The organism is Streptococcus gallinaceus (assembly GCF_040545695.1).
In the GTDB taxonomy this organism is placed as follows: domain Bacteria; phylum Bacillota; class Bacilli; order Lactobacillales; family Streptococcaceae; genus Streptococcus; species Streptococcus gallinaceus.
Genome location: NZ_JBEPMK010000007.1, coordinates 55,312 through 78,762, shown reverse-complemented (window position 1 = coordinate 78,762; position 23,451 = coordinate 55,312). Strand labels below are relative to the sequence as shown.

Sequence of the window (23,451 nt, the reverse complement as noted above, 5' to 3'; positions counted from 1 at the left end):
CTTCAAATTCCATATCCTACGACTCCTTTATGTTCCTTGTTTACATAAAGTATATAATACATATGGAATAACGTACATGTCATACTTGTCATCCTACTACAAAAAAGAACAGCCTATTGCTGTTCTTCCAGACCGAAGACAAACATTCCGAATGGTGTTTGTCTTTTTCTGTTTGTCAGGCTAAAATGCCATCTTTTGATAGAATAATGATCATTTGAACAAAATAAAAAGGCTTCCCCACCCTCATTTTTACTAGTTTTTTGAGATTCAAACACGCCAAAGTAAGCCCAACCTTATCTTCCATCTTGGACTTGCCTTTCTCTCTTGTATAACGGAGGTTGTGGTATTCTTTGGCGGTCCCAAAGAGCCTCTCGATGGTTTCTTTGCGCTTCTTATAGAGCTCCTTCATCCCTCTTTGGTGTCGAATCTCTTCACAATATTCAAGCGCATCTTTCCATACATGCCTTGTGATGACTTTTTGGTGATTTTGGCTTTGGGTACAAACGGATAATAGGGGACAAGAAGCACATACTTTGGGATTACTCTTATACTCACGATAACCTGCTCGGGTCGTCGCGCGATAGGCTAATACTTGATTCTCTGGACATAAGTAACAGTCATAGAAGGCATCGTAAACAAAATTACTGGGTCTTAAGTTCCCCCTTATTCCCTTGGGGCGGGTATAGGGGAAGACAGGGGTGATCTCTCTGTCTAACAAAAATTTTGCAATACTTGGGGTTTTATAACCGGCATCTGCGATGAGATAGGTTGGATGAAAAGGCTCAATCTTGGCAAAGAGGGTAGGGAAAGCCTGACTATCATGAACCTTTCCTCCTTCAACCGTATAAGCCAAGGCCCAACCATGCTTATCACACGCTACTTGGGCAGAATAGGCAAATACTTCCTTGTGTTCCCCCTTGTGGAACCAACCACTCTCAGGATCTGTCCTCGAGATCTTCTTTTCTTTAGCCTCGCTTCCTTTTGCGGGCTTTAAGGACTTTTTTTCGTGTTTTCTCCTATCTAAATCAATCTCAACTTCCAATTGCTCCCTCATAAATTTAGCTTGTTGGGCAACCATTTCCTTATGATACTTGTGACTGTTAGCTGCCGCTTTGATATGGGTACCATCCACAAATATTTCCGAAGGATCCACTAAACCAGCATATAAAGCTTGATGGAGTACTTGTGAAAATATCTCAGTAATCAGTGCTTTATCTTGAAAGCGACGACTGTAATTCTTTCCATATGTGGTAAAATGAGGCACCTTGTCATCCAAGCTTAGTCCAAGAAACCAACGATAAGCTATGTTTACTTCAATGTCTTTAATGGTTTGGCGCATAGAGCGAATGCCATAAAAACATTGAATCAAAGGGATTTTGACTAACATGACAGGATCTAGACTAGGACGACCTTGATCTGGGCTATACGTTTCTTCAACCAAGTCATAGATAAAGTCGAAATCAACCTCTGATTCCAATTGGCGAAGAAAGTGATCCTCTGGGACCAATTCGTCTATCGTATAGAAGCCATATTGGCAGCGATGATAATCAGGTTTTTCTTTGTGAAACATAGGAGTACCTCACAACTTTTCTTACCTCTATTATACGACTTTACACAAAGAAAAGCCCTTAGAAACTTCTGTTCTGAGGACTTTGTCTTCAATCTGAAAGAACAGCAATAAGCTGTTCTTCTTAATTATTCTTTTTGTATTCAGCAAGTTCTGCTTTATTACACCAAACATAATGCCCTGGTTTAACTTCAACCATTTCTGGTTTATCTTCTGAATAATCATGTTGATTAACATCATACACAACCAATTCTTTTTGACGCTCTAAAATAGGATCTGGAATTGGTACCGCTGATAACAATGAACGTGTATATGGGTGAATTGGATTTTTGAACAATTCTTCTGTTTCTGCAACTTCGACAATGACCCCTTTATGAATAACTGCAATACGATCTGATATGAAACGTACAACAGACAAATCATGGGCGATGAACAAGTAGGTTAAACCAAGTTCTTTTTGGAATTTTTTCAACAAATTCAAAACTTGGGCACGAACGGATACATCCAAGGCAGAAATTGGCTCATCTGCAATGACGAACTCTGGTTGCATCACAAGAGCACGTGCGATACCGATACGTTGACGTTGTCCTCCCGAAAATTCGTGGGGGTAGCGTGTCAAATGCTCTGCTAACAAACCAACTTCATTGATAATATTACGAACTTTTTCTTGGCGATCTTCTTCATTTTCATAAAGCTTGAAATTATACAAACCTTCTGAAATGATGTAATCAACCGTCGCACGCTCATTTAAGCTAGCTGCGGGATCTTGGAAAATCATTTGAATTTTACGGATAACATCTCGTTTTTGCTCACGTGATAATTTCCCGTTGATTTTTTTACCATCATATAGAATGTCACCTGAACTAGTGTCGTTCAAGCCAATAATCGCGCGTCCAATTGTCGTTTTACCTGAACCAGACTCGCCTACAAGAGAGAATGTTTCTCCTTTGTTAATAAAGAAATTCGCATTTTTAACGGCAACAAATTTTTTGTTTCCTTCACCGAAAGAAATTTCTAAATCTTTAACTTCAACTAATTTTTCAGCCATTTCTTCCTCCTAATCAATTTCTTCTACTAACATTTTTGCTTTGATTTTCTCATGCAAGTTTTGGATTACAGCTGGTTTTTCTGCCTTCGGAGCTTCTGGGTGAAGCAACCATGTTTTAGCCCAATGAGTATCGTTCACATGAATAACTGGTGGCTCTTCTTCAAAATCGATTTGCATAGCAAATTCTGAACGGGGAGCAAAGGCATCACCAACAACTGGGGTGTAAAGAGACGGTGGTGTCCCTGGAATAGAGAACAATTCCCCATCGGCTGTCGCTAACTGCGGCAAGCTTGACAACAAGCTCCATGTGTATGGGTGACGTGGGTCGTAGAAAATATCTTCTACTGTTCCATATTCAATGACTTCTCCAGCATACATTACGACAACTTTATCCGCAATACTTGCGACAACTCCCAAATCGTGAGTGATAAAGATTGTCGTGAAATTGTACTCTTTTTGAAGTGATTTTAGCAAATCCAAAATCTGAGCCTGAATTGTTACGTCCAAAGCAGTTGTCGGCTCATCACAAATCAGTACATCTGGACGACAAGCAAGGGCAATCGCGATAACAATCCGCTGACGCATCCCACCTGAATATTGGAATGGGTATTCATTGAAACGTTTTTCAGCTTCTGGAATCCCCACTTTTTTCATGTAGTCAATTGCCATTTCCTTGGCTTCTGCTACTGTTTTACCTTGATGTTTAACAATGACTTCTGTAATCTGTCTCCCAATCGTCACAAGTGGGTTCAAACTCGTCATCGGATCTTGGAAAATAGTTGCAATTTTCGCACCACGAATTTTTTGCCATTCTTTATTGTTAACGACTTCTGTCAGCTCTTGACCACGGTAGTTAATAGTACCTGATGCGATACGACCGTTTTCTTCAAGCATTCCAGTGAAGGTTTTAGTCAAAACAGATTTCCCAGAACCTGACTCACCTACGAGGGCGAGAATCTCTCCTTCAAACAAATCAAGTGATACTTTACGAATGGCTGTCAAGACGCGATCACGAACATCAAATTCCACGACCACATCTTTAGCTGATAAAATGATATTTTTATTCTCTGTCATATCGGCTCCTTATCTATGTGTACGTGGGTCACTGGCATCAGAAAGGTTTTGTCCAACGATGAACAGTGAAAGTGAAACGAGAACGAGTGCTGTCAATGGAATCCAGAACAAGTAAGCATTGGTTGTCACGTTTTGCGCATATTTTGAAATGAGACGACCGAGACTTGGTACAGTTACTGGCAAACCAATACCAAAATATGACAAGAACGCTTCAGAAGAAATGTAACCTGGCAAACTTTGTGATGCTTGTGTCACAATGACCGACACCAACTGCGGAAGCAAGTTTCTTACCACAAGTTTGAAGGTTGGTGTTCCAAGCGTACGGCTGGCAAGATTGTATTCCAAATCACGGTAACGCATAATTTGAACACGGATAGAGAAGGCAACACCAATCCAACCCGTGATACAGAAAGCAAGAATCAAGTTCCAGAATCCTGCTCCCAATGCATAGGTCATGACAATGATAACTAGCAAATACGGGATGTTTGAAATAACATTGTAGACTTCCATCATGATTTTATCGAACGTTTTCGACACTCCCCAGATTCCGCCGACAATGACACCAATCACCAAGTTAATCACTGTAGCAATAAGTGAGATGAGAATTGAATTTCTCGCACCATACCACACACCATCAAAAAGAGATTGTCCATTGGCATCTGTACCAAACCAATATTTTGCATTTGGCCAGTTATAACGTGCTGAGAAATCGTTAATTTTACTTACATCGTTAAAATCATAGTTTGCAAATAGAGGATAGATAAAGCTCATTAAGATAATGGCAATCAACAAACCTAGCATGGCAATAGTTGATTTCTTTTTGAAAAATTGACGCATTACTGATTTCCAGTAAGAGTATGATGGAGAATCAATAGCTTCAGCGGCAAAATCGTCACGTTTGACAAATGTAAATTTAGACTTATCAATTGTAGACATTATTTACCTCCTTTTGCGTCTAATTTAATACGTGGATCGACTACAGTCATCAGTAAGTCTCCCAACAAGAGCGAGAAAATGGAAAGTGCTGCAAAGATAAATGTCAATGCCACTACCATTGTATTATTTGCATTGTTGATTGAGTCAATCAACATTTTACCCATACCTGGGAAGGCGAATACAGATTCTGTAAAGGTAGCACCGACAATAACACCCAAAATAGAACCTGGAATACTGATGACAACAGGTACCATCGCATTTCTAAAAATGTGGCCTTTCGAAATTTCAGACTCTGACAATCCTTTTGCGCGCGCAAAACGAACATAGTCGCTGGTTTGCAAGTCGATAAAGTAACGACGAATCCAAACAGCCATTCCCGGAATACCTAATAGTCCTAACAATAGAGCAGGCAAGAGGTAAGAACGGAAATCCTGTGCCCCTAAAATAGGGAAGGTATCAGGCAAGCCAAATAATTTTCCGAAAGCAAAACGGAAAATATAGATGAAGGCAACACTTGGCAAGGCCATCAAGAAGCTAAGTGCCGCTGTCATGATGGTATCAAAGCCTTTATTCTTGTAACGAGACATTAAAATTCCAAGCGGAATACCCAATGCATAGGTAATAATCACACTGATGATCCCAATGATAGATGAATTCACAAGCATTGATGGATCTTGGTAGCGTGTTTTAGTAGCTGTGTAGGCATCTCCCTCTCCGAAGTTCGCAATTGTTTGCTTATCTGCACTTCCTGGAGATTTGTAAGTACGAGTATAGATATTAACAGAAGATTTCTTGGTAACTCCGGTCGGGAAAGTCACATCCGTCAACAAAGCTTTACCTTGTCCCTGCGTCAATACTTCCAAAACATCAACATTGGCATAAGTAGGGTAGGATACACCTAAATCAAAGGTAATGAAGTTTTGGTGGATAAATGGAAATTGTCCATTTGCATACAACAAGTACTTGTGCTCGGTACCAGAACCAACCAAAGCCCAACCAACAGACGGATCTTTTTCAAATCGAATATAGCGTTTCAGGTTTGGATTGGCTTTGTCCTGAATTTTATTGGTGTGGTCTACCTGTACTAAATTACCATAAAACTTGGCAATCCGTTGGTAAATTGGAATTTCACGTGTTGCGTAAAATTCGTTGTTTGTTTCAAATTGATGCAACTCCCAACCTTTGCCTAACTGAGTAAGATATTTTTTATAAATCTTCTTATTGGCTTCCGTTGGTTCGCTCGTTACATTTTCATATTTTTTTTCAGCCGCAGTTTGTAACTCGTTACTGTTCATATAGTCAATATAGCCCATTTTTTCATAGACCGTATTGACGTAGTCAACTTTCTTGTAAGGATCTGATGCCATTTTCGTGTACGTTTGATCCTTTTCGAAAATCTTTTTCCGTGGAACCATTGTATAGACGATTGTATATATCAATGTAGTCACAAGAAAAAGAGAGACTAAAGAACGCAAAATACGATTGAAAATATATTTCTTCATTCTATGTTTTCCTCTCAATCTCAAAAGAACTTTCTCTATAAATAGTAGAGAAAGTTCTCTTAAAAATGTTTAATTATTTTTCAACGTGATCAGCAAGCTCTTCTTGTGCTTTCGCATTAGATTTTGCTTTTTCTTTCAACCATTTCTCACGTTTTTTGTAAACATCTTTAGCGTTGTTTACTTTAGTACCAACTTCCATGTATTTGAAGAAGCTACCGCCACCTTTGATACCGATATCAGCTGTTGAAGCTGTGTAAGGAACAACTTTAGATACTCCTGGTGTACCACCAAGTGACATGTAAGGGATAACCAAAGCGCTATCTGTCAACCAAGCTTGTGCTTTCGCATATTTTTCATAACGAGCTGCTACATCTTGAGTTTCTGCAGACGCTTCTTTCAAGAGTGCATCGTATTTATCCAAACCGATTTCTTGAATCAATGCTGTGTCTTTTTCACCGTTCAAACCAAGTCTTTCAAGACTTGCACCATTCTTAGTGTTAAAGACATCTAAGTATGTAGATGGGTCTTGATAGTCTGGTCCCCAACCTGCGTATGAGATATCGTAGTCCATTTGAGCTGCACCTTCAGCATAGAAGGCTGCGTTTTGGAATGTGTCTGTATCCATCATTTGAAGGTCGATCACTACGTTATCAGTACCAAGTGATTTTTCGATTGATTGTTTCAATGATGATGCTTGTTGAACACTGATTTCGCTTGATTGGTTGACAGCCATATCCAAGTGGATTGGGAATTCAACACCTTGTGCTGTAAGTGCTTCTTTTGCTTTAGCAATTTCAGCTTTAGCTTTTTCTGGTTTGTAAAGACCGTTTTGAGCATCTGAAAGATCGATATCTTTCCATTGATCACCGTATGATACCAAGTCTTTTGTTACCAAGTCACCGAATGAAGTTGAACCTGCGCTAACAAATGTTGGTGGTACGAATGTATTACGGAGCGCTTTATCAGATGCATCTTCACCTACAGATTGTGCAAGGTATGTTTGGCGGTCAAAACCAAATGCAATCGCTTGACGGAAATCTTTGTTTTGAAGCGCTTTTTGTGAAGCCGTTTTTTGTGCATCTGTTGTTTTTGAAGTGTGTGCATAGTTGCCACGGTTTACGTTCAATACTGTATAGTATGTTGTAGCATCTTGCAATCCGTAAGTAATGTTATCTTTGTATTTTTCTTTTACAGATTTGTAACTTGATGAGTTAGGGAATACACGGGCATTTGAGTAGTTGCCGTCTGTAAATCCTTTAATCAATGATTCTGGATCATCGCCACCGTAGTATGTCAACTTAACGTTGTCGATTTTAACGTTGTCAGCATCCCAGTAGTTTTCGTTTTTTGTGTATTCAAGAGATGACTTAGAAGTCATAGCACTGATTCTGTAAGCACCATTATAAAGGATACCATCTGGTGAAACTTTACCAAAATCTTTACCTTTTGATGCCAAGAAGTCAGCGTTAAGAGGCAACATGATTGACATTGTCAATTTTGAATTCCAGAAGCTTTCTGGTTGGTTCAAGGTATATTGAACTGTATGATCGTCAACCGCTTTTACACCTACAGTAGAAAAGTCTTTTGTTTTACCAGTTACATAGTCGTCCAAGCCTTTGATAGAGTTTTGGATAATGTAAAGACCTTCTGACTTAGTTTCAACCGCATGTTTAAGTGAAGTAACGAAGTCGTTTGCAGTTACGTCTGCATACTCTTCACCTTCAGCTGTATACCATTTCACACCTTTACGCAATGTGTATGTATATGTCAAGCCGTCTTTTGAAACTTTCCAATCTTCAGCAAGTGAAGGAACAAGGTTCCCGTACTTGTCATTTTCAAGAAGTCCGTCCACCATGTTTGTTACGATGTCAGAAACTTGTTGACGGTTATAAGCAATATAGTCCAATGAAGTTGGATCTTCTGTATAAACGTATGAATATGTAGAAGAAGTTTCAGATTTGCTTGATGAGTTACCGCAAGCTGACAAGAAGGCTGCTGACAATAAGGTTACACCAGCAATTGCCACAATTTTTCTTTTTTGCATAAAAGGGTCTCCTATTTAAGATAATGGAATTGCTTAAACAATTCTTAAATATATGTGTCTAATTATATCACGACGTTTCTAGCTTGTAAAGAAATTTTTACCTGTATTTGAAATTTTCTGACTTTTCAACAAATTTACATATTTTTTCATTTTCTAACTTTTTCGTATTCTTTTTACTTGTGATATAATAGTAAGGTTCTTAGAAAGGTTCTTATGAAAAAATATCTTTTACTATGGAGCGCACTGCTCTCTCTCATCTTTGCTTCTGCAAGTCTAGTCTCAGCAGACGACTTCTCTGCACCTGCAAAACACGCTATTGCTGTAGATGTCGAGTCCGGTAAAGTCCTTTACGAAAAGGATGCAACCACACCAGCTAGTATTGCTTCGATTACAAAATTACTGACCGTTTATCTGGTCTATGAAGCTATGGATCAGGGAAAATTTGGGATGAATAGCGAAGTAGCTATTTCTGATTATCCCTATCTACTGACCGTTGAATCTACTGCCAGCAATATCAACTTGGACACTCGGAAATATACTGTCCAAGAACTACTACAAGCTTCTTTGATTTCATCGGCTAACAGCGCAGCCATTGCTTTAGCTGAAAAAGTCGCAGGCTCTGAGCCGAAATTTGTCGATATGATGACGGCTAAACTGAAAGAATGGGGCATCACCGACGCCAAACTCGTAAACGCCACAGGGTTAAACAACGAATTTTTAGGAAACAATATCTACCCCGGATCGTCTTCAACAGCTGAAAATACCATGTCTGCTCGCGATATCGCTATCATCGCTCGTCATTTATTGCAAGACTATCCTCAAGTAACAGATATCACTTCGCGCTATTCTTATACTATGGAAGGAAACACCTACTATTCCACCAACCAAATGATTGAGGGGGGGACCTATCAACGTGCAGGTGTTGTCGGACTCAAGACTGGAACAACTGATTTATCAGGGGCTTCCTTTGTAGCCACTACAACTGAGCACCACTTCCAAATTATTACCGTCATCCTTAATGCGGACAACGGAAATGAATTCCCTGATAATCGTTTTGTTGCTACCAACGCCTTGATAGACTATGTCTACAATAATTTCTCAGCGACAACCTTAGTTGAAAAAGGGCAAGCCTACACTAATTCTACCGTTGAAGTATTTAATGGAACAGACTCAATCAGTCGCGCAGTAGCAACTGAAAATCTGACACTCATTACTCGTAAAGATAAAAAAAATGCTGCTTCTGCTAATTTCAAGGCTACAAAAGCTATTGTCGATGCACCGATTGCAAAAGGACAGGAATTGGGAACCTTGGTCAGCCGTGATAGCAACCTGATCGGTAGCGGCTATCTGGGGAAACTTCCATCTGTTAAGATGATTGCTAAAAACGAAACAAGTACTCCTTTTGCACCTATTTCTTGGTGGAATCATTTCGTTCGGTATGTCAATGAAAAATTATAAAAAGGAAAATCAAATTGATTTTCCTTTTCTGTTATTTATAAAACGATCGAAGCTCACTATTTGCCAACTGACGTTTCCTTTATTTCCAACCTCAGTCGGAGAGAAATTGCACACAATAGCCCCATAGCTATTGTGTTACTAATTTTCTCTAACCTTATTAACGACGCAAGTTGACGCTTGCTTCATCTCTAACTTCTGTGGGAAAAGTGGCGGTTCAGAATAAGTTCTTTCTTACTTCTGACACTCGTCACTTTAGCCCACAGAACCCTCCATTTCATAGGAAATTAAGCGGTTGAGTTCAACGGCATATTCCATTGGGAGTTCTTTTGTGAAGGGTTCTACAAAGCCCATGACAATCATTTCAGTGGCTTCTGATTCTGTCAGGCCACGGCTCATGAGGTAGTAGAGTTGCTCTTCTGAGATCTTGGATACTTTTGCTTCATGTTCCAGTGCCACTTGTGAGTTATGGATTTCATTAAACGGAATGGTATCAGATGTTGATAGGTCATCCATGATAATGGTATCACACTCGATATGGCTGACTGACTTAGCTGAATCCTTACCAAATGTAACTTGTCCACGGTAGTTTACTGCTCCACCACCTTTTGCAATGGACTTGGAAACAATTGAAGACGATGTCCGCGGTGCATTATGAATCATTTTGGCACCCGTATCTTGGTTTTGTCCTTTATTAGCAAAGGCGATGGTCAACATAGTCCCACGCGCCCCTTCGCCATCCAAGTGAACAGCTGGGTATTTCATGGTTGTCTTAGCACCGAGGTTCCCGTCAATCCACTCAACAGTCGCATTTTTTAGCGCACGAGCACGTTTGGTTACAAGGTTATAGACATTGTCAGACCAGTTTTGAATAGTCGTATAACGAACGTAAGCTCCGTCCAAGGCAAAAATCTCTACAATCGCAGCATGAAGGCTATTAGTAGAGTAGGTCGGCGCTGTACATCCTTCCACATAGTGCACACTCGCCCCTTCATCAACAATAATGAGGGTCCGCTCAAATTGTCCTGTGTTCTGGTTATTAATACGGAAATAGGTTTGCAATGGAATATCTACTTTAACACCTTTGGGTACGTAAATAAAGGTTCCACCTGACCACACAGCTGAGTTGAGGGCTGCTAATTTATTGTCCGTTGGTGGGACTAATTTTGAGAAGTATTGTTTAAAGAGTTCTGGGTATTCTTTCAAAGCTGAGTCCGTGTCAGTAAAGACGATACCCAACTTTTCAAACTCTTCCTTCATGTTGTGGTAGACCACTTCAGACTCGTACTGGGCAGAAGCACCTGCCAGGTAGGCACGCTCCGCTTCTGGGATTCCAATCCGCTCGAAGGTTTCTTTGATTTTTTCGGGAACATCATCCCATGAACGTGCTGGTTTATCTGACGGTTTTTGATAATAAATCAAATCATCAAAATCAATATCGGATAAATCCGGACCCCATGTTTGCATGGGCATTTTTTGAAAAGCTGCTAAGGACTTGAGTCGGAATTCAAGCATCCACTCAGGTTCATTTTTGGCAGCCGATAATTCACGAACAACCGCTTCATTCAACCCTTTACCAGTCGAATAAATCGGCTCTACATCGTCATGAAAACCAAATCGATACTCTCCCAAGTCAATCGGTTTTGGTTCTACAATTTCATTTGTTTCAGACATACTATTCCTTTCTTTGGCCCGCTATATGGCCTCTCTTACTTTCTTTGTTAAGGTTGCAAAGACCAAGTTATAGGATTCTTTTATCAGTTGCTCGAGCATATTGGAGGTGATTTCTTCTGCGTGAAGGTCAATCGAATTCTAATGTTTTTTACTAGTATAATATCCCGGTCGAATCACGTCTGAGTAGACTTGACGCAATTCTTCGTTTTTATCAGGATCATTTTTCAACGTAATGTAGGCGTCTTCGTCTACTCCCATCATAGCAAAATACTTACCTTCAAGATCGAAATAAAAGCAATCCCATCCATCGCGAAAATAGACTTTCGCCCCCGGCAATGACTGTCCTACTTCTTTACAGAACGCAATTTTGTCTTGCGCTTTCATGTAAAGCCTCCTGACGCTCAATTGCCTTCTTCAAGGCGTTCCACGGTAGGGTCGAGCATTTGATTCGCTGCGGGAATTTTGCTACTCCTGCGAGTAACTCTGCTTCTCCCAACTTTTCTTGCGCATCATCCTTTTCTCCCTGAACCATGAGAGAAAAAATCTCTGCTAATTCGAGCGCCTCTGCTGTCGTTTTGCCGAGGACCGCGTCGGTCATCATACTAGACGAAGCGGTAGAAATCGTACAACCATGCCCAGAAAATGCAATATCTTCAATCTTATCATCTTCAATCTTCACAGACAGGGAAATCACATCGCCGCAGGTTGGATTATTTAACTGCAGAGCTTCGACTCCATCCAAACTACCGTGGTGATGCGGACTTTTCGAATGATCTGCGACAACAGCCATATAAAGGCTGTCTAATCTAGAAAGTGCCATTAAAAAACTCCTTTGCCTTGAGGATAGCTTCCACCAGCTTATCGCAGTCTTCTTTTGTATTGTAGATATAAAAGCTTGCACGAGCAGCCGATGAGATCCCTAGATGATTGATAAGTGGCTGGGCACAGTGGTGTCCTGCACGAACCGCCACCCCTTCATAGTCTAGGGCCGTTGCTAGGTCGTGGGGGTGCAAACCGTCAATGTTAAAGGCCAACACTCCTGCATGCTCTGTAGCAGATTGCGGACCATATACAGTCAGACCTTCAATGGCTTGCAACTTAGGCAAAACATAGGCCACCAATTCTTGCTCATGGGCATAGATTTTTTCCATTCCAAGCTCAGTTAGATAGTCAACAGCCGCACCTAGACCGATGGCACCTGCAATATTGGGCGTTCCTGCTTCAAATTTCCAGGGTAGCTCTTTCCAGCTGGCTTCTTGCTCGTAGACAAAGTCAATCATTTCCCCGCCAAATTCAACGGGATTCATGAGATTGAGTAAATGCTCTTTCCCATACAAGACACCGATACCAGTAGGGCCCAGCATTTTATGACCAGATAGGGTGAAGAAGTCACAATCCAATTCTTCTACATCAATCGTCATGTGCGGAGCAGATTGAGCCCCATCCACCACCATAATGGCACCTACTTCGTGCGCCAAGGCTACGATTTCTTTTACGGGATTGACACAGCCGAGGACATTTGAGACGTGGGCGAGACTGACAAATTTCGTGTGTTCAGAAATTTTTCCAGTTAAATCTTCCATATCTAGCTGGCCATTTTTCAAATAGACATAAACCAACTTGGCACCTGTTTTACGGCAAACTTCTTGCCAAGGGATGATATTTGAATGATGCTCCATAATCGAAATCAAGACTTCATCACCCGGTTGCAACACTTGCTCAGCAAATTTTGCGACCCAGTTCAATCCTGTCGTCGTACCACGTGTGAAGAGAATTTCTTTGGTTGAGCGAGCATTGATAAAACGGCGTACTTTTTCTCGGCTTGCTTCGTATTTTGCAGTGGCCCGCTCAGCCAACGTGTGCACACCACGGTGAACATTGGCATTGTCTTCGTGGTAATAAGCTGCCAAGGCATCTAAAACCGCTTGTGGCTTTTGAGTGGTGGCTGCATTGTCCAGATAAACGAGGGGTTCATCGTTAACAATTTGGTCTAAAATTTGAAAATCTTGCCGAATTTTAGTGGCATCTAACATCTGAATCTCCCTCTATCATCCTATCTCTTATCGAGCTTACTATCCAAGACTTGAATCATTTCATCACGAACTTCCTTAACCGGGATTTCCGTAATGACTGTCCCCAAGAATCCACGGATTACCAAACGTTCTGCTGTTTGGCAATCAATACCGCGACTCATCAGATAATACATATCTTCTGGGTCAACCTGACCGATGGACGCTGCGTGTCCAGCTGTGACTTCATTTTCATCAATCAAAAGGATTGGATTGGCATCCGAGCGTGCATTATCAGACAGCATCAAGACACGACTTTCCTGCTGGGCATCTGCACCTTTAGCACCTTTGATAATATGACCAATTCCATTGAAAGTCAAAGTTCCACGTTCCAAGATAACCCCATGTTGCAAAATATGACCAACCGAGTGATGACCATAGTTTGTCACTCGTGTATCAATTCCTTGCACCTGCTTGCCAGATGACGCTGCTACAACTTTTAGATTTGCATGACTGCCATTTCCAATCAAGTCAGAATCAAAATCAGCAACGACATTCCCTTCATTCATGACACCAAGCGCCCAGTCAACCGTTGCATCAGCTGCATGGCGGGCACGACGTGATAGATAGGCCGTCACCTGTTGACCCAAACGGTCAATAGCTGCAAACTTAATCTGGCTTCCCGCACCAGCAATGACTTCCACTGAAATGTTAGCCGTTGCCGAAACTTGTCCATCACCAATCGTTTCAAAGCGTTCCAAATAGCTAAAGACCGCATTTTTACCAGCCACAATCAAAATGTGTTTATTAAAAGGTACATCGCTCTGGCTATCTTGGTAAAAAAGTCCTTCAATGGGTTGCTGAATTTCTACATTATCCGGAACGTAAAGCACGGCTGCGCTGTTAAAATAAGCATAGTTATGAGCCGCCAATTTGTCTTCATCCAGCGCAAGCACAGTCCCAAAATGCTCTTCAATCACTTGCGGAATCTCTTCCAAAGCAGAATACAAATCTGTAAAGACAACTCCTTGCTCTACTAAGTCAGCAGGTAGCTGTTCAAAAACTGTTTGCGTTCCAACTTGTACCAAGGTCGGACGATCACCGAGAGCGGTGAAATCTGGTACGTTCCCAGAAAATTCACTCTCAGCCATGACTTCCTGACCTAAATTCCAACGGTGAAATTTCACACGTTCCACTTTTGGCAAGGCTAGCTCTGCCATTTTCTCCAAGGCCTGCATGCGACGCTCTTGCAACCAAACCGGCTCTGCCTTAGACATTGAAAAATTTAAAATAGCTTCTTTTGACATTTGTTACTCCATTTCTATTCAGTCGAAGTGACAAATTAGACTTCTTCGTGGTATTCGATACCTAGCTCTTCTGCAATCTTGGCATACCCTTCTTTTTCAAGACGAGCTGCCAATTCCGCACCACCTGAGAGGACCACGCGTCCTTCCATCATGACGTGTACCACATCCGGTGTGATGTAGTTGAGCAAGCGTTGGTAATGAGTGATAATCATGGCACCGAAGTTCTCGCCACGCATTTCATTGACGCCTTTTGAAACAACCTTCAAGGCGTCAATATCAAGACCTGAGTCAATCTCGTCAAGAAGAGCAAATTTAGGCTCTAGCATGAGAAGTTGCAAGATTTCATTGCGTTTTTTCTCACCACCAGAGAAACCTTCATTGAGATAACGTTCTGCCATTTCTTCTTTCATTCCTAGAAGCTCCATTTTAGCATCTAGTTTTTTGATAAAATCACGAACAGAAATTTTGTCTTCGTCTTCTTTACCAGCGTTCATAGCCGCGCGGATAAATTCAGCATTGGTGATTCCTGGAATTTCAGATGGATACTGCATAGCCAAAAATAGACCCAGACGAGCACGTTCATCTACTTCCAATTCCAAAATATTTTCGCCATCCAAAAGAATTTCTCCTTCTGTGACTTCATAAGATGGATTGCCCATAATTGCCGCTGACAAAGTTGACTTACCAGTACCATTTGGTCCCATAATCGCTGCAATTTCCCCTGTTTTCAGCGTTAAATTGACACCTTTCAAAATTTCTTTTTCTTCAATGGATACATGAAGATTCTTGATTTCTAGTACAGACATGGTTATCTCCTTTTATTTTTATCTATTCATTATATCAAAAAAGAGCCTTCTTGGCTCCTTCTGTGTTTATAAACATTCTTATTTATGATAAGTTTTTTTTCGTTCTTTACACGTTTCTATTTGCTCTTTTCGATAGGTACTATTGCCTATAAAGCGTAAAACGTTGAGCAAAAACGTTCGATTTTCTCCAAAAATCCCAATCAATTCACTCAAAATAATAATGCCGAATGTCAAGGCAATCATCAATAGAACTCCACCTAAACGGCTGGATACATTGAGCAAAAGAGAAATCAAAGAAAAGACAAAGGAAATCGCATAAATGACCAAAACTGTCCCTCGATGAGACAATCCAAGCGACAGAAGACGATGGTGTAGATGCATACGATCCGCTTCATAAATCTTCTGGCCAGATAAGGTCCGACGAATAATCGCCACAATAGTATCTGTAATGGGTACCCCTAAAATAATCATGGGCGTCACTACCGCAACAGCTGTAGAATTCTTCAAACCTTGCAACGACAAAACCCCAATCATAAACCCGATAAACAAAGCCCCAGTATCACCTAGATAGATAACCGCTGGATTGTAATTATAGGGTAAAAAACCTGCGATTGCTGCAACTAGGACAAATACCGTCAAGGTCAAGAAGACATTGCTATCGTAGAGGAAGAAGTAGGAAACCAACCCCATGGTCGTCAATGAGATGATGGATACTCCACACACCAGACCGTCCAATCCATCAATCAAGTTAACCGCATTGGTGATCGCCACAATCCATAAAACCGTCAAGCAAAAGGATAGCCAGACCGGAAAATGAATCATCGGTCCGCCGAAAGGAATTTTAAAATCATCGAACCTAAATTCTGTAAATATCCAGATAATAGACGCTGCAACTAACATCCCGGCCATCTTAGGCAGCGGACGAAGCTCTTTTATATCATCAATCAACCCCGTCGCTACTATAATTCCACCAGCTACAACAACCGGCAAGATATAGTCAAAGTAGGTCTGCTCCTGCCAAACATGCAAGACGATATTGGGCAAAATGACAATACTACCGATAAAAAAGGCGATAAAAACAGCGAGTCCACCCGCTGAAGGCATGGGAACCTTATTGATGCGACGAGCATTTGGGTTGTCCACAGCACCGATACGAATAGACAAGAAACGAACAAGAGGCGTTGCAATTAAGGCAATCACCAAGGTCGCTATAAGGACAATAATGTATTGTAAAGCAAATGGAATCATGTCAAACTGACCTTTCTCAGTTCTTCAAGCGCATCTTCTGCTAGTAGCAGTAGACCATGTTCTTGAAGATAAGGACGACTGATATCTGTATCATCAGCATGTTCTAACATACGAGAAAGGAAATAAGTCGGATACAGACGTGACTGATCTTCTACATTTTTCAAGACAATCATGTAATAGTGATTGTTCATCTTGTACAACTCTGACGTTTCAATCACAATATCTATGGCATGCGCAAACTCTACTGCACGTAGCAAATTCTCAAATTCCAAGATATAGTAGACATAAGCTTGCTGCGCTTCTGCAGAGTCTTCATCGGCATAATCAGCTTCCTCAACTGCTTCCAAACGACGAACCGTTGCTTCATCATCGCCACTCTTGTCGCGAATTGTTTTTTCGACAGTCTTCAAAAATTCCTCAGGTGACAATTGGGAAATATCTGGGAAATCGTCAAAATTTGCCAAATCTTCAAAATCAATTGACTTGTCAATATCTGACTTTGTCACAAAAATATCGATTTTATCCGGCTTTGGTGTAACACGAAAACTCAACATCCCACTTTCGCGGAAAGTCATCGGCAAGTCTAACTCGTCCAAAACAGAGTAGAAAAACTCCTCTGTCTTTTCTTGCGGAATCAAAAAATCCGCCAATTCCATGCCTCTTTCTTCTAAATCTTCTAACTTAATCGTGATTTTCAAAGTCGAATCACTAATTTGTTTCATCTTCATAGGCTGTCTCCAAACTTACTAGTATCCTTCTCATTATACAATAAAAGGCTGTTTTTACCAAAAGAAAAGCAGGTTCCCCCGCTTTAGAAAATCAATTTAAACAATGAATAAACGATGAGGAGTGCCCCCAAACCAATACGGTATTTTCCGAAAAATGTAAAATCGTGTTTCTTCACATAGTCTGTCAAGAAGCGAATGACGACCAACGAAACTCCAAAAGCCGTTCCCATCGCAACCAAAAGTAAGAACCATTGTCCTCCTGATACAGCTACGCCTTTTACAAGTAACTTGACTAGTTTCAACAAACTTGCACCAAACATAATGGGAATACCCAGGAAGAAAGTGAACTCTGTCGCGACCTGGCGGCTAGTTCCGAGTAAAATACCACCCAAAATCGTCGCCCCTGAACGACTAGTTCCTGGAATCAAGGCCAAAACCTGAAAGAGCCCGATGTAGAGAGCCATTTTATAGGACAAGCGCGAGAGAGAAGTCACTTCTGGAGCAATATTTTCATTGCGTTTTTCAACATAAATAAAAGCAAAACCGTAAATAATCAGAGTCATGGCAACTACAAAAGAATTAAACAAATGTCTATCTAACCAATCATCAAATAAAAATCCCAATACTGCTGCAGGCAAGGCTGCTAAAATCACTTTTGCCCATAGTTGCCATGTCAACCGAACTTCACGTTCTGTTTTTCCAGCTTGAAAAGGATTGAGACGGTCAAAATAAATCACCATAACAGCCAAAATCGCTCCCAACTGAATCACAACATTAAACATGGATACAAAGCCAGCATTAACTGATTTGAAATTGATAAATTCTTGGATCAAAATCAAGTGACCTGTACTTGAAATCGGAAGCCACTCCGTAACTCCTTCAACAATCCCAAATAAAATTGCTTTCAATAGTTCTACAAACATCTGAAACCTCCTGTTTGAATTATTATACCATATTTTCCAAAAAGCAAGACCGGAAACCCAAGCATTGAAAGTTTTCTGAATTTTTAATATAATAAGGAGAAAATCATAAATATTCACAAGGAGCTTTATTATGAAGAAAAAATATTTAGCAGTGCTCTTGTCTTGCTTGGCGCTGTTCTTCATCGGTAGCAATGTGTCTGCCGATGACTACCTCCGTGTCGGGATGGAGGCAGCCTACGCTCCCTTCAACTGGACCCAAGATGACGATAGCAACGGGGCTGTAAAAATTGAAGGAACGTCCCAGTATGCAAATGGCTATGATGTCCAAGTCGCTAAAAAAATTGCCAAAGATACGGGCAAAGAAGTTCTCGTTGTCAAAACTAAATGGGAAGGACTTGTACCTGCCCTGACATCTGGAAAAATCGATATGATTATCGCCGGCATGAGCCCTACAGAAGAGCGTAAAAAAGAAATCGCCTTCTCAGATGCTTACTACATTTCCAAACCAACCCTAGTCGTAAAAGCCGACGGTCCTTACGCAAAGGCTACTAGCATCAAAGATTTCGCCGATGCCAAAGTAACTGCCCAACAGGGAGTCTACCTCTACGATCTTATCGATCAATTGGACGGCGCCAAAAAAGAAGTAGCCATGGGCGACTTCAACCAACTCCGTCAGGCAGTCGAGTCTGGTATCATTGACGCCTATGTTTCTGAACGCCCAGATGCCACTTCTGCACAAAATGCCAATCCAAAACTAAAAATGGTGGAATTAACCACAGGATTTGCAACTAGCGAATCCGACACCAATATCGCGGTTGGTATGCGAAAAGATGATACCCGCATGGCACAAGTTAACCAAGTTCTTGCAGCTATTTCACATGACGACCAAATCAAACTCATGGATAAAATGATTGCAAGCCAACCTGCTAGCACAGATAGCGAATCTGCTAAACCAAACTTCTTCCAGCAAGTCCTTTCTATTTTCCAAAATAACTGGCAACAATTGCTCCGCGGTACAGGAATGACCTTGCTCATCTCCATTGTCGGAACAGTTGTCGGAACCATGATTGGTCTGCTTATCGGCGTTTTCCGTACTGCACCTAAAGCAGTCAATAAGTTGCTTGCTGCTCTACAAAAATTGTTGGGCTGGATTATCAACATCTATATTGAAATTTTCCGTGGCACGCCAATGATTGTACAATCCATGGTTATCTACTACGGAACTGCCCAAGCCTTCGGTCTAAATATCGACCGCACCCTAGCTGCTATTTTTATCGTTTCTATCAACACAGGTGCCTACATGAGTGAAATCGTTCGTGGTGGTATCTTCGCCGTTGACAAGGGTCAATTTGAAGCAGCTACTGCTCTCGGATTTACCCATGGTCAAACCATGAAAAAAATCGTCTTACCACAAGTTGTCCGCAATATCCTGCCAGCAACGGGTAATGAATTTGTCATTAATATCAAGGATACATCTGTATTGAACGTTATCTCTGTTGTCGAACTCTACTTCTCAGGAAACACTGTCGCAACTCAAACCTATCAATACTTCCAAACATTTACCGTCATTGCCATCATCTACTTTGTACTGACCTTTACGGTAACTCGTATCCTACGCTACATCGAAAAACGCTTTGATTCAGATACCTACACAACTGGCGCTAATCAAATGCAGGTAGAGGAGGTCCCTCATGTCTAATCCAATCTTAGAAATCAAACACCTGAAAAAATCCTACGGTCAAAACGAGGTGCTAAAAGACATTTCCTTGACCGTCCACCCGGGACAAGTTATTTCCATCATCGGTTCATCGGGATCTGGTAAATCAACCTTCCTTCGTTCTATTAACTTGCTCGAAGAGCCAAGCGGAGGAGAAATCCTCTTCCATGGTGAAAATGTCCTAGAAAAAGGTTACAATCTTAACACTTATCGCGAAAAACTAGGGATGGTATTCCAATCCTTCAACCTCTTTGAAAATCTAAACGTTCTTGAAAATGCAGTTGTTCCTCAAACAACCGTTCTAAAACGCAGCCGTGAAGAAGCTGAAAAGATTGCCAAAGAAAACTTAACTCGAGTAGGCATGACCGAGCAATACTGGAAAGCAAAACCAAAACAGCTCTCTGGCGGTCAGAAGCAACGGGTCGCTATTGCACGCGCCTTGTCTGTGAATCCTGAAGCCATGCTCTTTGACGAACCGACTTCTGCACTTGACCCAGAAATGGTTGGAGAAGTACTCAAAACCATGCAAGATTTGGCAAAGTCCGGTCTTACCATGATTCTCGTCACTCATGAAATGGAATTTGCAAAAGAGGTTTCAGACCATGTCATCTTCATGGACAAAGGGTTGATTGCCGAACAAGGCACACCTCAACAAATCTTCGAACAACCAACTCAAGAACGGACACGTGAATTTTTAAAACGTTTCTTGAAATAAAATAAGCTAGGCCCAAGCCTAGCTTATTTTTTGCCTAAAAATGATCATCTTTCTTCCTATATAAATAACAAAAAAACCAGCTCAAAGAGCTGGTTTTAACGCGATTAATTTTCGAATTTTTTATGGTTTTTTTCATAAAAATCAATTAACCCAAGCGCTGTCGCAAACGAAATGTTGTCAATTTTTGCACGACCTTGAGCCAATGCGATAACAGACATCTCGCTAGCGTTTGTCTCCTTGCTGATTCGGTATCCAGTGATTTTTTTATCACGGACCCAACCGACAACTGCAGCAACTTTTTCGTAACTAGTCATTAGAAACCCCTTTCCTTTGTTAGTTAACTGTTAGAATTATAATACAGTTTGTTTGCTTTGTCAAGCACATTTTAGGAAAATGTTAGGATTTTCTACATATCTGAAAATGTTTTATGTGAAATGACTGAAAATTAGAATGGATTTGACGAGCCTTTATCAGCCTTCAAAGCGGACAACATCTGGCTACGAATGTCCTCAATTCCATTAGGTGTATTTGGCAAAAAGAGTGTTTGATTGCCTTGAGTAGCAAAAGTATTGAGCGTATCCAAGTACTGGTTGGTCAAAAGAATGGCCATGATTTGTTCTTCTGTCATGCCAACATTTGCACTCTTGATTTCTTGGATAGACTCTGCCAATCCATCCACAATTGCCTTACGTTGTTGGGCAATACCGACACCGTGCAAGCGATCCTTTTCTGCTTCCGCTTCAGCGGCAGTAACGATTTTAATCTTATCGGCTTCTGCTAATTCTTGGGCAGCAACACGTTTTCGTTGTGCAGCATTGATTTCATTCATAGACTGCTTGACTTCTGCATCTGGCTCCACCTTTGTAATCAAGGTTTTGACGATGATGTAGCCGTAAGTTGACATTTCTTCTGCTACTTGTTTTTGTACTTCGAGGGCGATTTCGTCCTTCTTTTCAAAGAGTTCGTCCAAGGTTAATTTTGGAACAGAAGAGCGAAGCGCGTCTTCAATGTAAGACTTGATTTGAGCTTCTGGATGCATGAGTTTGTAGTAAGCATCCGTCACATTTTCTTCATTTACTCGGTATTGGGTTGCAACGTTCATAGTCACAAATACATTGTCCTGTGTTTTTGTTTCGACAACAATTTCACTTTGAAGGACACGAAGTTGGATACGAGCTGCAATGACATCTACTCCAAATGGAATTTTAAAATTAATCCCTGATGTAGACGTACGTTGGTACTTCCCAAATCGTTCCACAATAGCTACAGTCTGTTGTTTGACAACATAGAGTCCTGATAAAATCAAGAAAATAATCAGCAATAAAATAATAATAGCAAAAACGAATCCAAACATGAGAATCTCCTTTCTTTTTCACACAACTCTGGATTATACCAACATTTTATAGAGAGAATCATTCTCGTGGAGATTGATGTAATTGGGGTCGAAGGCTTCTAGGCGTTGGCTAAAAGCGGGGTAATCTTCCTTGTCACCCAAGGTAATCCCGATGAGAACAGGTCCTGTGCCCTTATTGGCACGTTTGATGTACTCAAAGCGAGTAATGTCATCACTTGGACCAAGAATATCATTTACGAACTCCCGTAGAGCCCCTGGCCGTTGCGGGAAATTCACCACAAAATAGTGTTTGACTCCTGCATAAATGAGTGACCGTTCTTCCATCTCTGGCATACGGTTGATATCATTATTGCCACCGGAGATGACACAGCAAATAGTCTTGCCAGCAATTTGTTCCTTGATGGTGTCAAGAGCTGCAATGGCGGCTGCACCTGCCGGCTCTGCTACAATTCCTTGTTTGGAGTACAAGTCAATGATGGTTTCTGAAATCCATCCTTCATCTACTCCAATCAATTGATCGACATTTTGACGAGCCGCTTCGTAGGTTGATGAGCCCACTTTTTGTACTGCAATACCGTCTGCAAACTTATCAATTTTTTTTAACTTCACTGGATGGCCCTTGTCAAAAGCTGCTTTCATCGATCGAGCACCGTTTGCTTCGACACCGACAATCTTCACTTCTGGCGCTTGCGCTTTCAGATAAGTCGACATTCCTGCAATCAAGCCGCCGCCACCAACCGGAATCAGAACTTGGTCAAAAGCTACTTCCAACCGATCAGCCTGTTTCAAGACCTCATAAGCAACCGTCCCTTGACCTGCCTGGACATTGACATCATCAAAGGGATCGATAAAAGTTTTGCCTTCGGCTTGAGTGTAGTCCATGGCCGCTTGAGCCGACTCATCGAAGGTATCACCAACCAGTTTGATGGTTACATATTTTCCACCAAAGAATTTGACCTGACCGATTTTCTGCTGCGGTGTGGTAATGGGCATGAAGATGGTAGCAGGAATCTGCATCTCATTACAAGTGTAGGCTACACCTTGAGCATGGTTTCCAGCAGAGGCACAAACAACGCCTCGCTCTTTTTCCTCCTGGCTCAACTGATGAATCGCATAGTAGGCACCACGGATTTTGAAAGAACGCACCCGCTGTTCATTTTCGCGCTTCACATAAATATTGGCTGCGTACTTTTCTGACAAATAGGGATCAAACACCAAGGAGGTTTCTACAACCACATCCTTGAGAACTTGATAGGCTTGCTCGATACTTTTTGCTGAAATCATATCTTCCTTCTCTCTATTTTAATATCTAATTATAATCATTTTTCCAAAAAAGTCTATACT

Annotated in this window: 20 protein-coding genes and 1 pseudogene; 3 read left to right on the top strand and 18 right to left on the bottom strand. The window is 41.2% G+C overall.

Going from position 1 to position 23,451, the window contains the following annotated elements; genetic code table 11:
• Positions 1–96: 96 nt before the first annotated feature.
• The 6 genes and pseudogenes from ABID27_RS09230 to ABID27_RS09205 all read right to left on the bottom strand — a co-directional run bounded on the left by ABID27_RS09230 (position 97) and on the right by ABID27_RS09205 (position 8,171).
• A pseudogene (locus ABID27_RS09230) lies at positions 97–1,570 on the bottom strand (IS1182 family transposase).
• A 121-nt stretch (positions 1,571–1,691) separates the two neighbouring features.
• The gene (locus ABID27_RS09225; protein ID WP_253365671.1) at positions 1,692–2,615 is read right to left on the bottom strand and encodes an ATP-binding cassette domain-containing protein; all 924 of its coding nucleotides are present in this window, start codon (positions 2,613–2,615) and stop codon (positions 1,692–1,694) included.
• 9 nt (positions 2,616–2,624) lie between these two features.
• Complete coding sequence (locus tag ABID27_RS09220) at positions 2,625–3,689, bottom strand: ABC transporter ATP-binding protein (protein WP_354281718.1); 1,065 nt, start codon at positions 3,687–3,689, stop codon at positions 2,625–2,627.
• Positions 3,690–3,698: 9 nt separating this feature from the next.
• Entirely contained in the window at positions 3,699–4,625 is a 927-nt protein-coding gene (gene oppC, locus ABID27_RS09215) for an oligopeptide ABC transporter permease OppC (protein WP_253365675.1), read from the bottom strand.
• Positions 4,625–6,127 (bottom strand): ABC transporter permease, encoded by a 1,503-nt coding sequence (locus ABID27_RS09210; protein ID WP_354281716.1) that lies wholly within the window; start codon positions 6,125–6,127, stop codon positions 4,625–4,627. The genes oppC and ABID27_RS09210 overlap by 1 nt, the downstream gene beginning before the upstream one ends.
• A 73-nt stretch (positions 6,128–6,200) precedes the next feature.
• The gene (locus ABID27_RS09205; RefSeq protein WP_253365680.1) at positions 6,201–8,171 is read right to left on the bottom strand and encodes a peptide ABC transporter substrate-binding protein; all 1,971 of its coding nucleotides are present in this window, start codon (positions 8,169–8,171) and stop codon (positions 6,201–6,203) included.
• A gap of 213 nt (positions 8,172–8,384) precedes the next feature.
• Between ABID27_RS09205 and pbp3 the strand changes: the two genes are divergently transcribed.
• A complete protein-coding gene (pbp3, locus tag ABID27_RS09200; protein ID WP_354281714.1) occupies positions 8,385–9,629 on the top strand; it encodes a D-alanyl-D-alanine carboxypeptidase PBP3 in 1,245 nt (414 codons plus the stop codon).
• A gap of 252 nt (positions 9,630–9,881) precedes the next feature.
• Here pbp3 and sufB read toward each other — a convergent pair whose 3' ends face one another.
• From sufB to ABID27_RS09155, 9 genes are all read right to left on the bottom strand, one after another.
• On the bottom strand, positions 9,882–11,300 hold the full coding sequence (gene sufB / locus ABID27_RS09195; protein ID WP_354281712.1) for a Fe-S cluster assembly protein SufB: 1,419 nt from the start codon (positions 11,298–11,300) through the stop codon (positions 9,882–9,884).
• Between the two features lie 138 nt (positions 11,301–11,438).
• Entirely contained in the window at positions 11,439–11,684 is a 246-nt protein-coding gene (locus tag ABID27_RS09190) for an MmcQ/YjbR family DNA-binding protein (protein WP_354281711.1), read from the bottom strand.
• Positions 11,653–12,120 carry a Fe-S cluster assembly sulfur transfer protein SufU gene (gene sufU / locus ABID27_RS09185; RefSeq protein WP_354281709.1) on the bottom strand — a complete coding sequence of 156 codons (468 nt, stop codon included), beginning with the start codon at positions 12,118–12,120 and terminating at the stop codon, positions 11,653–11,655. Before sufU ends, ABID27_RS09190 begins: the two co-directional genes overlap by 32 nt.
• Complete coding sequence (locus ABID27_RS09180; protein ID WP_253365690.1) at positions 12,107–13,333, bottom strand: cysteine desulfurase; 1,227 nt, start codon at positions 13,331–13,333, stop codon at positions 12,107–12,109. The genes sufU and ABID27_RS09180 overlap by 14 nt, the downstream gene beginning before the upstream one ends.
• A 20-nt stretch (positions 13,334–13,353) precedes the next feature.
• Complete coding sequence (sufD, locus tag ABID27_RS09175) at positions 13,354–14,616, bottom strand: Fe-S cluster assembly protein SufD (RefSeq protein WP_354281707.1); 1,263 nt, start codon at positions 14,614–14,616, stop codon at positions 13,354–13,356.
• Positions 14,617–14,651: 35 nt separating this feature from the next.
• Positions 14,652–15,422, bottom strand: a complete 771-nt coding sequence (sufC, locus tag ABID27_RS09170) for a Fe-S cluster assembly ATPase SufC (RefSeq protein WP_253365692.1) — start codon at positions 15,420–15,422, stop codon at positions 14,652–14,654.
• 78 nt (positions 15,423–15,500) lie between these two features.
• Positions 15,501–16,670, bottom strand: coding sequence for a glycosyltransferase family 4 protein (locus ABID27_RS09165; RefSeq protein WP_253365693.1), 1,170 nt, complete (start codon positions 16,668–16,670; stop codon positions 15,501–15,503).
• Positions 16,667–17,398: an adaptor protein MecA gene (mecA, locus tag ABID27_RS09160; RefSeq protein ID WP_354281704.1), complete on the bottom strand. Its 732-nt coding sequence runs from the start codon at positions 17,396–17,398 to the stop codon at positions 16,667–16,669. The genes ABID27_RS09165 and mecA overlap by 4 nt, the downstream gene beginning before the upstream one ends.
• A gap of 83 nt (positions 17,399–17,481) precedes the next feature.
• Positions 17,482–18,321, bottom strand: coding sequence for an undecaprenyl-diphosphate phosphatase (locus ABID27_RS09155; RefSeq protein ID WP_354281702.1), 840 nt, complete (start codon positions 18,319–18,321; stop codon positions 17,482–17,484).
• A gap of 130 nt (positions 18,322–18,451) precedes the next feature.
• Here ABID27_RS09155 and ABID27_RS09150 point away from each other — a divergent pair, with 130 nt between their 5' ends.
• On the top strand, positions 18,452–20,020 hold the full coding sequence (locus ABID27_RS09150; RefSeq protein WP_354281700.1) for an ABC transporter substrate-binding protein/permease: 1,569 nt from the start codon (positions 18,452–18,454) through the stop codon (positions 20,018–20,020).
• Complete coding sequence (locus ABID27_RS09145; protein WP_354281698.1) at positions 20,013–20,753, top strand: amino acid ABC transporter ATP-binding protein; 741 nt, start codon at positions 20,013–20,015, stop codon at positions 20,751–20,753. Before ABID27_RS09150 ends, ABID27_RS09145 begins: the two co-directional genes overlap by 8 nt.
• Positions 20,754–20,857: 104 nt before the next feature.
• Here the strand turns inward: ABID27_RS09145 and ABID27_RS09140 are convergent, their stop codons facing one another.
• From ABID27_RS09140 to ilvA, 3 genes are all read right to left on the bottom strand, one after another.
• A complete protein-coding gene (locus ABID27_RS09140; RefSeq protein ID WP_354281696.1) occupies positions 20,858–21,067 on the bottom strand; it encodes a capsule biosynthesis transcriptional regulator in 210 nt (69 codons plus the stop codon).
• A gap of 131 nt (positions 21,068–21,198) precedes the next feature.
• The gene (locus ABID27_RS09135) at positions 21,199–22,107 is read right to left on the bottom strand and encodes an SPFH domain-containing protein (protein WP_253365701.1); all 909 of its coding nucleotides are present in this window, start codon (positions 22,105–22,107) and stop codon (positions 21,199–21,201) included.
• A 33-nt stretch (positions 22,108–22,140) separates the two neighbouring features.
• A complete protein-coding gene (gene ilvA, locus ABID27_RS09130; protein WP_253365703.1) occupies positions 22,141–23,391 on the bottom strand; it encodes a threonine ammonia-lyase IlvA in 1,251 nt (416 codons plus the stop codon).
• Positions 23,392–23,451: the final 60 nt, after the last annotated feature.

What these genes read in the sequence shown, in the direction of transcription:
- ABID27_RS09225 (WP_253365671.1), bottom strand. Translation starts at nt 2,615, where the DNA reads ATGGCTGAAAAATTAGTTGAAGTTAAAGATTTAGAAATTTCTTTCGGT.
- ABID27_RS09220 (WP_354281718.1), bottom strand. Translation starts at nt 3,689, where the DNA reads ATGACAGAGAATAAAAATATCATTTTATCAGCTAAAGATGTGGTCGTG.
- oppC (WP_253365675.1), bottom strand. Translation starts at nt 4,625, where the DNA reads ATGTCTACAATTGATAAGTCTAAATTTACATTTGTCAAACGTGACGAT.
- ABID27_RS09210 (WP_354281716.1), bottom strand. Translation starts at nt 6,127, where the DNA reads ATGAAGAAATATATTTTCAATCGTATTTTGCGTTCTTTAGTCTCTCTT.
- ABID27_RS09205 (WP_253365680.1), bottom strand. Translation starts at nt 8,171, where the DNA reads ATGCAAAAAAGAAAAATTGTGGCAATTGCTGGTGTAACCTTATTGTCA.
- pbp3 (WP_354281714.1), top strand. Translation starts at nt 8,385, where the DNA reads ATGAAAAAATATCTTTTACTATGGAGCGCACTGCTCTCTCTCATCTTT.
- sufB (WP_354281712.1), bottom strand. Translation starts at nt 11,300, where the DNA reads ATGTCTGAAACAAATGAAATTGTAGAACCAAAACCGATTGACTTGGGA.
- ABID27_RS09190 (WP_354281711.1), bottom strand. Translation starts at nt 11,684, where the DNA reads ATGAAAGCGCAAGACAAAATTGCGTTCTGTAAAGAAGTAGGACAGTCA.
- sufU (WP_354281709.1), bottom strand. Translation starts at nt 12,120, where the DNA reads ATGGCACTTTCTAGATTAGACAGCCTTTATATGGCTGTTGTCGCAGAT.
- ABID27_RS09180 (WP_253365690.1), bottom strand. Translation starts at nt 13,333, where the DNA reads ATGTTAGATGCCACTAAAATTCGGCAAGATTTTCAAATTTTAGACCAA.
- sufD (WP_354281707.1), bottom strand. Translation starts at nt 14,616, where the DNA reads ATGTCAAAAGAAGCTATTTTAAATTTTTCAATGTCTAAGGCAGAGCCG.
- sufC (WP_253365692.1), bottom strand. Translation starts at nt 15,422, where the DNA reads ATGTCTGTACTAGAAATCAAGAATCTTCATGTATCCATTGAAGAAAAA.
- ABID27_RS09165 (WP_253365693.1), bottom strand. Translation starts at nt 16,670, where the DNA reads ATGATTCCATTTGCTTTACAATACATTATTGTCCTTATAGCGACCTTG.
- mecA (WP_354281704.1), bottom strand. Translation starts at nt 17,398, where the DNA reads ATGAAGATGAAACAAATTAGTGATTCGACTTTGAAAATCACGATTAAG.
- ABID27_RS09155 (WP_354281702.1), bottom strand. Translation starts at nt 18,321, where the DNA reads ATGTTTGTAGAACTATTGAAAGCAATTTTATTTGGGATTGTTGAAGGA.
- ABID27_RS09150 (WP_354281700.1), top strand. Translation starts at nt 18,452, where the DNA reads ATGAAGAAAAAATATTTAGCAGTGCTCTTGTCTTGCTTGGCGCTGTTC.
- ABID27_RS09145 (WP_354281698.1), top strand. Translation starts at nt 20,013, where the DNA reads ATGTCTAATCCAATCTTAGAAATCAAACACCTGAAAAAATCCTACGGT.
- ABID27_RS09140 (WP_354281696.1), bottom strand. Translation starts at nt 21,067, where the DNA reads ATGACTAGTTACGAAAAAGTTGCTGCAGTTGTCGGTTGGGTCCGTGAT.
- ABID27_RS09135 (WP_253365701.1), bottom strand. Translation starts at nt 22,107, where the DNA reads ATGTTTGGATTCGTTTTTGCTATTATTATTTTATTGCTGATTATTTTC.
- ilvA (WP_253365703.1), bottom strand. Translation starts at nt 23,391, where the DNA reads ATGATTTCAGCAAAAAGTATCGAGCAAGCCTATCAAGTTCTCAAGGAT.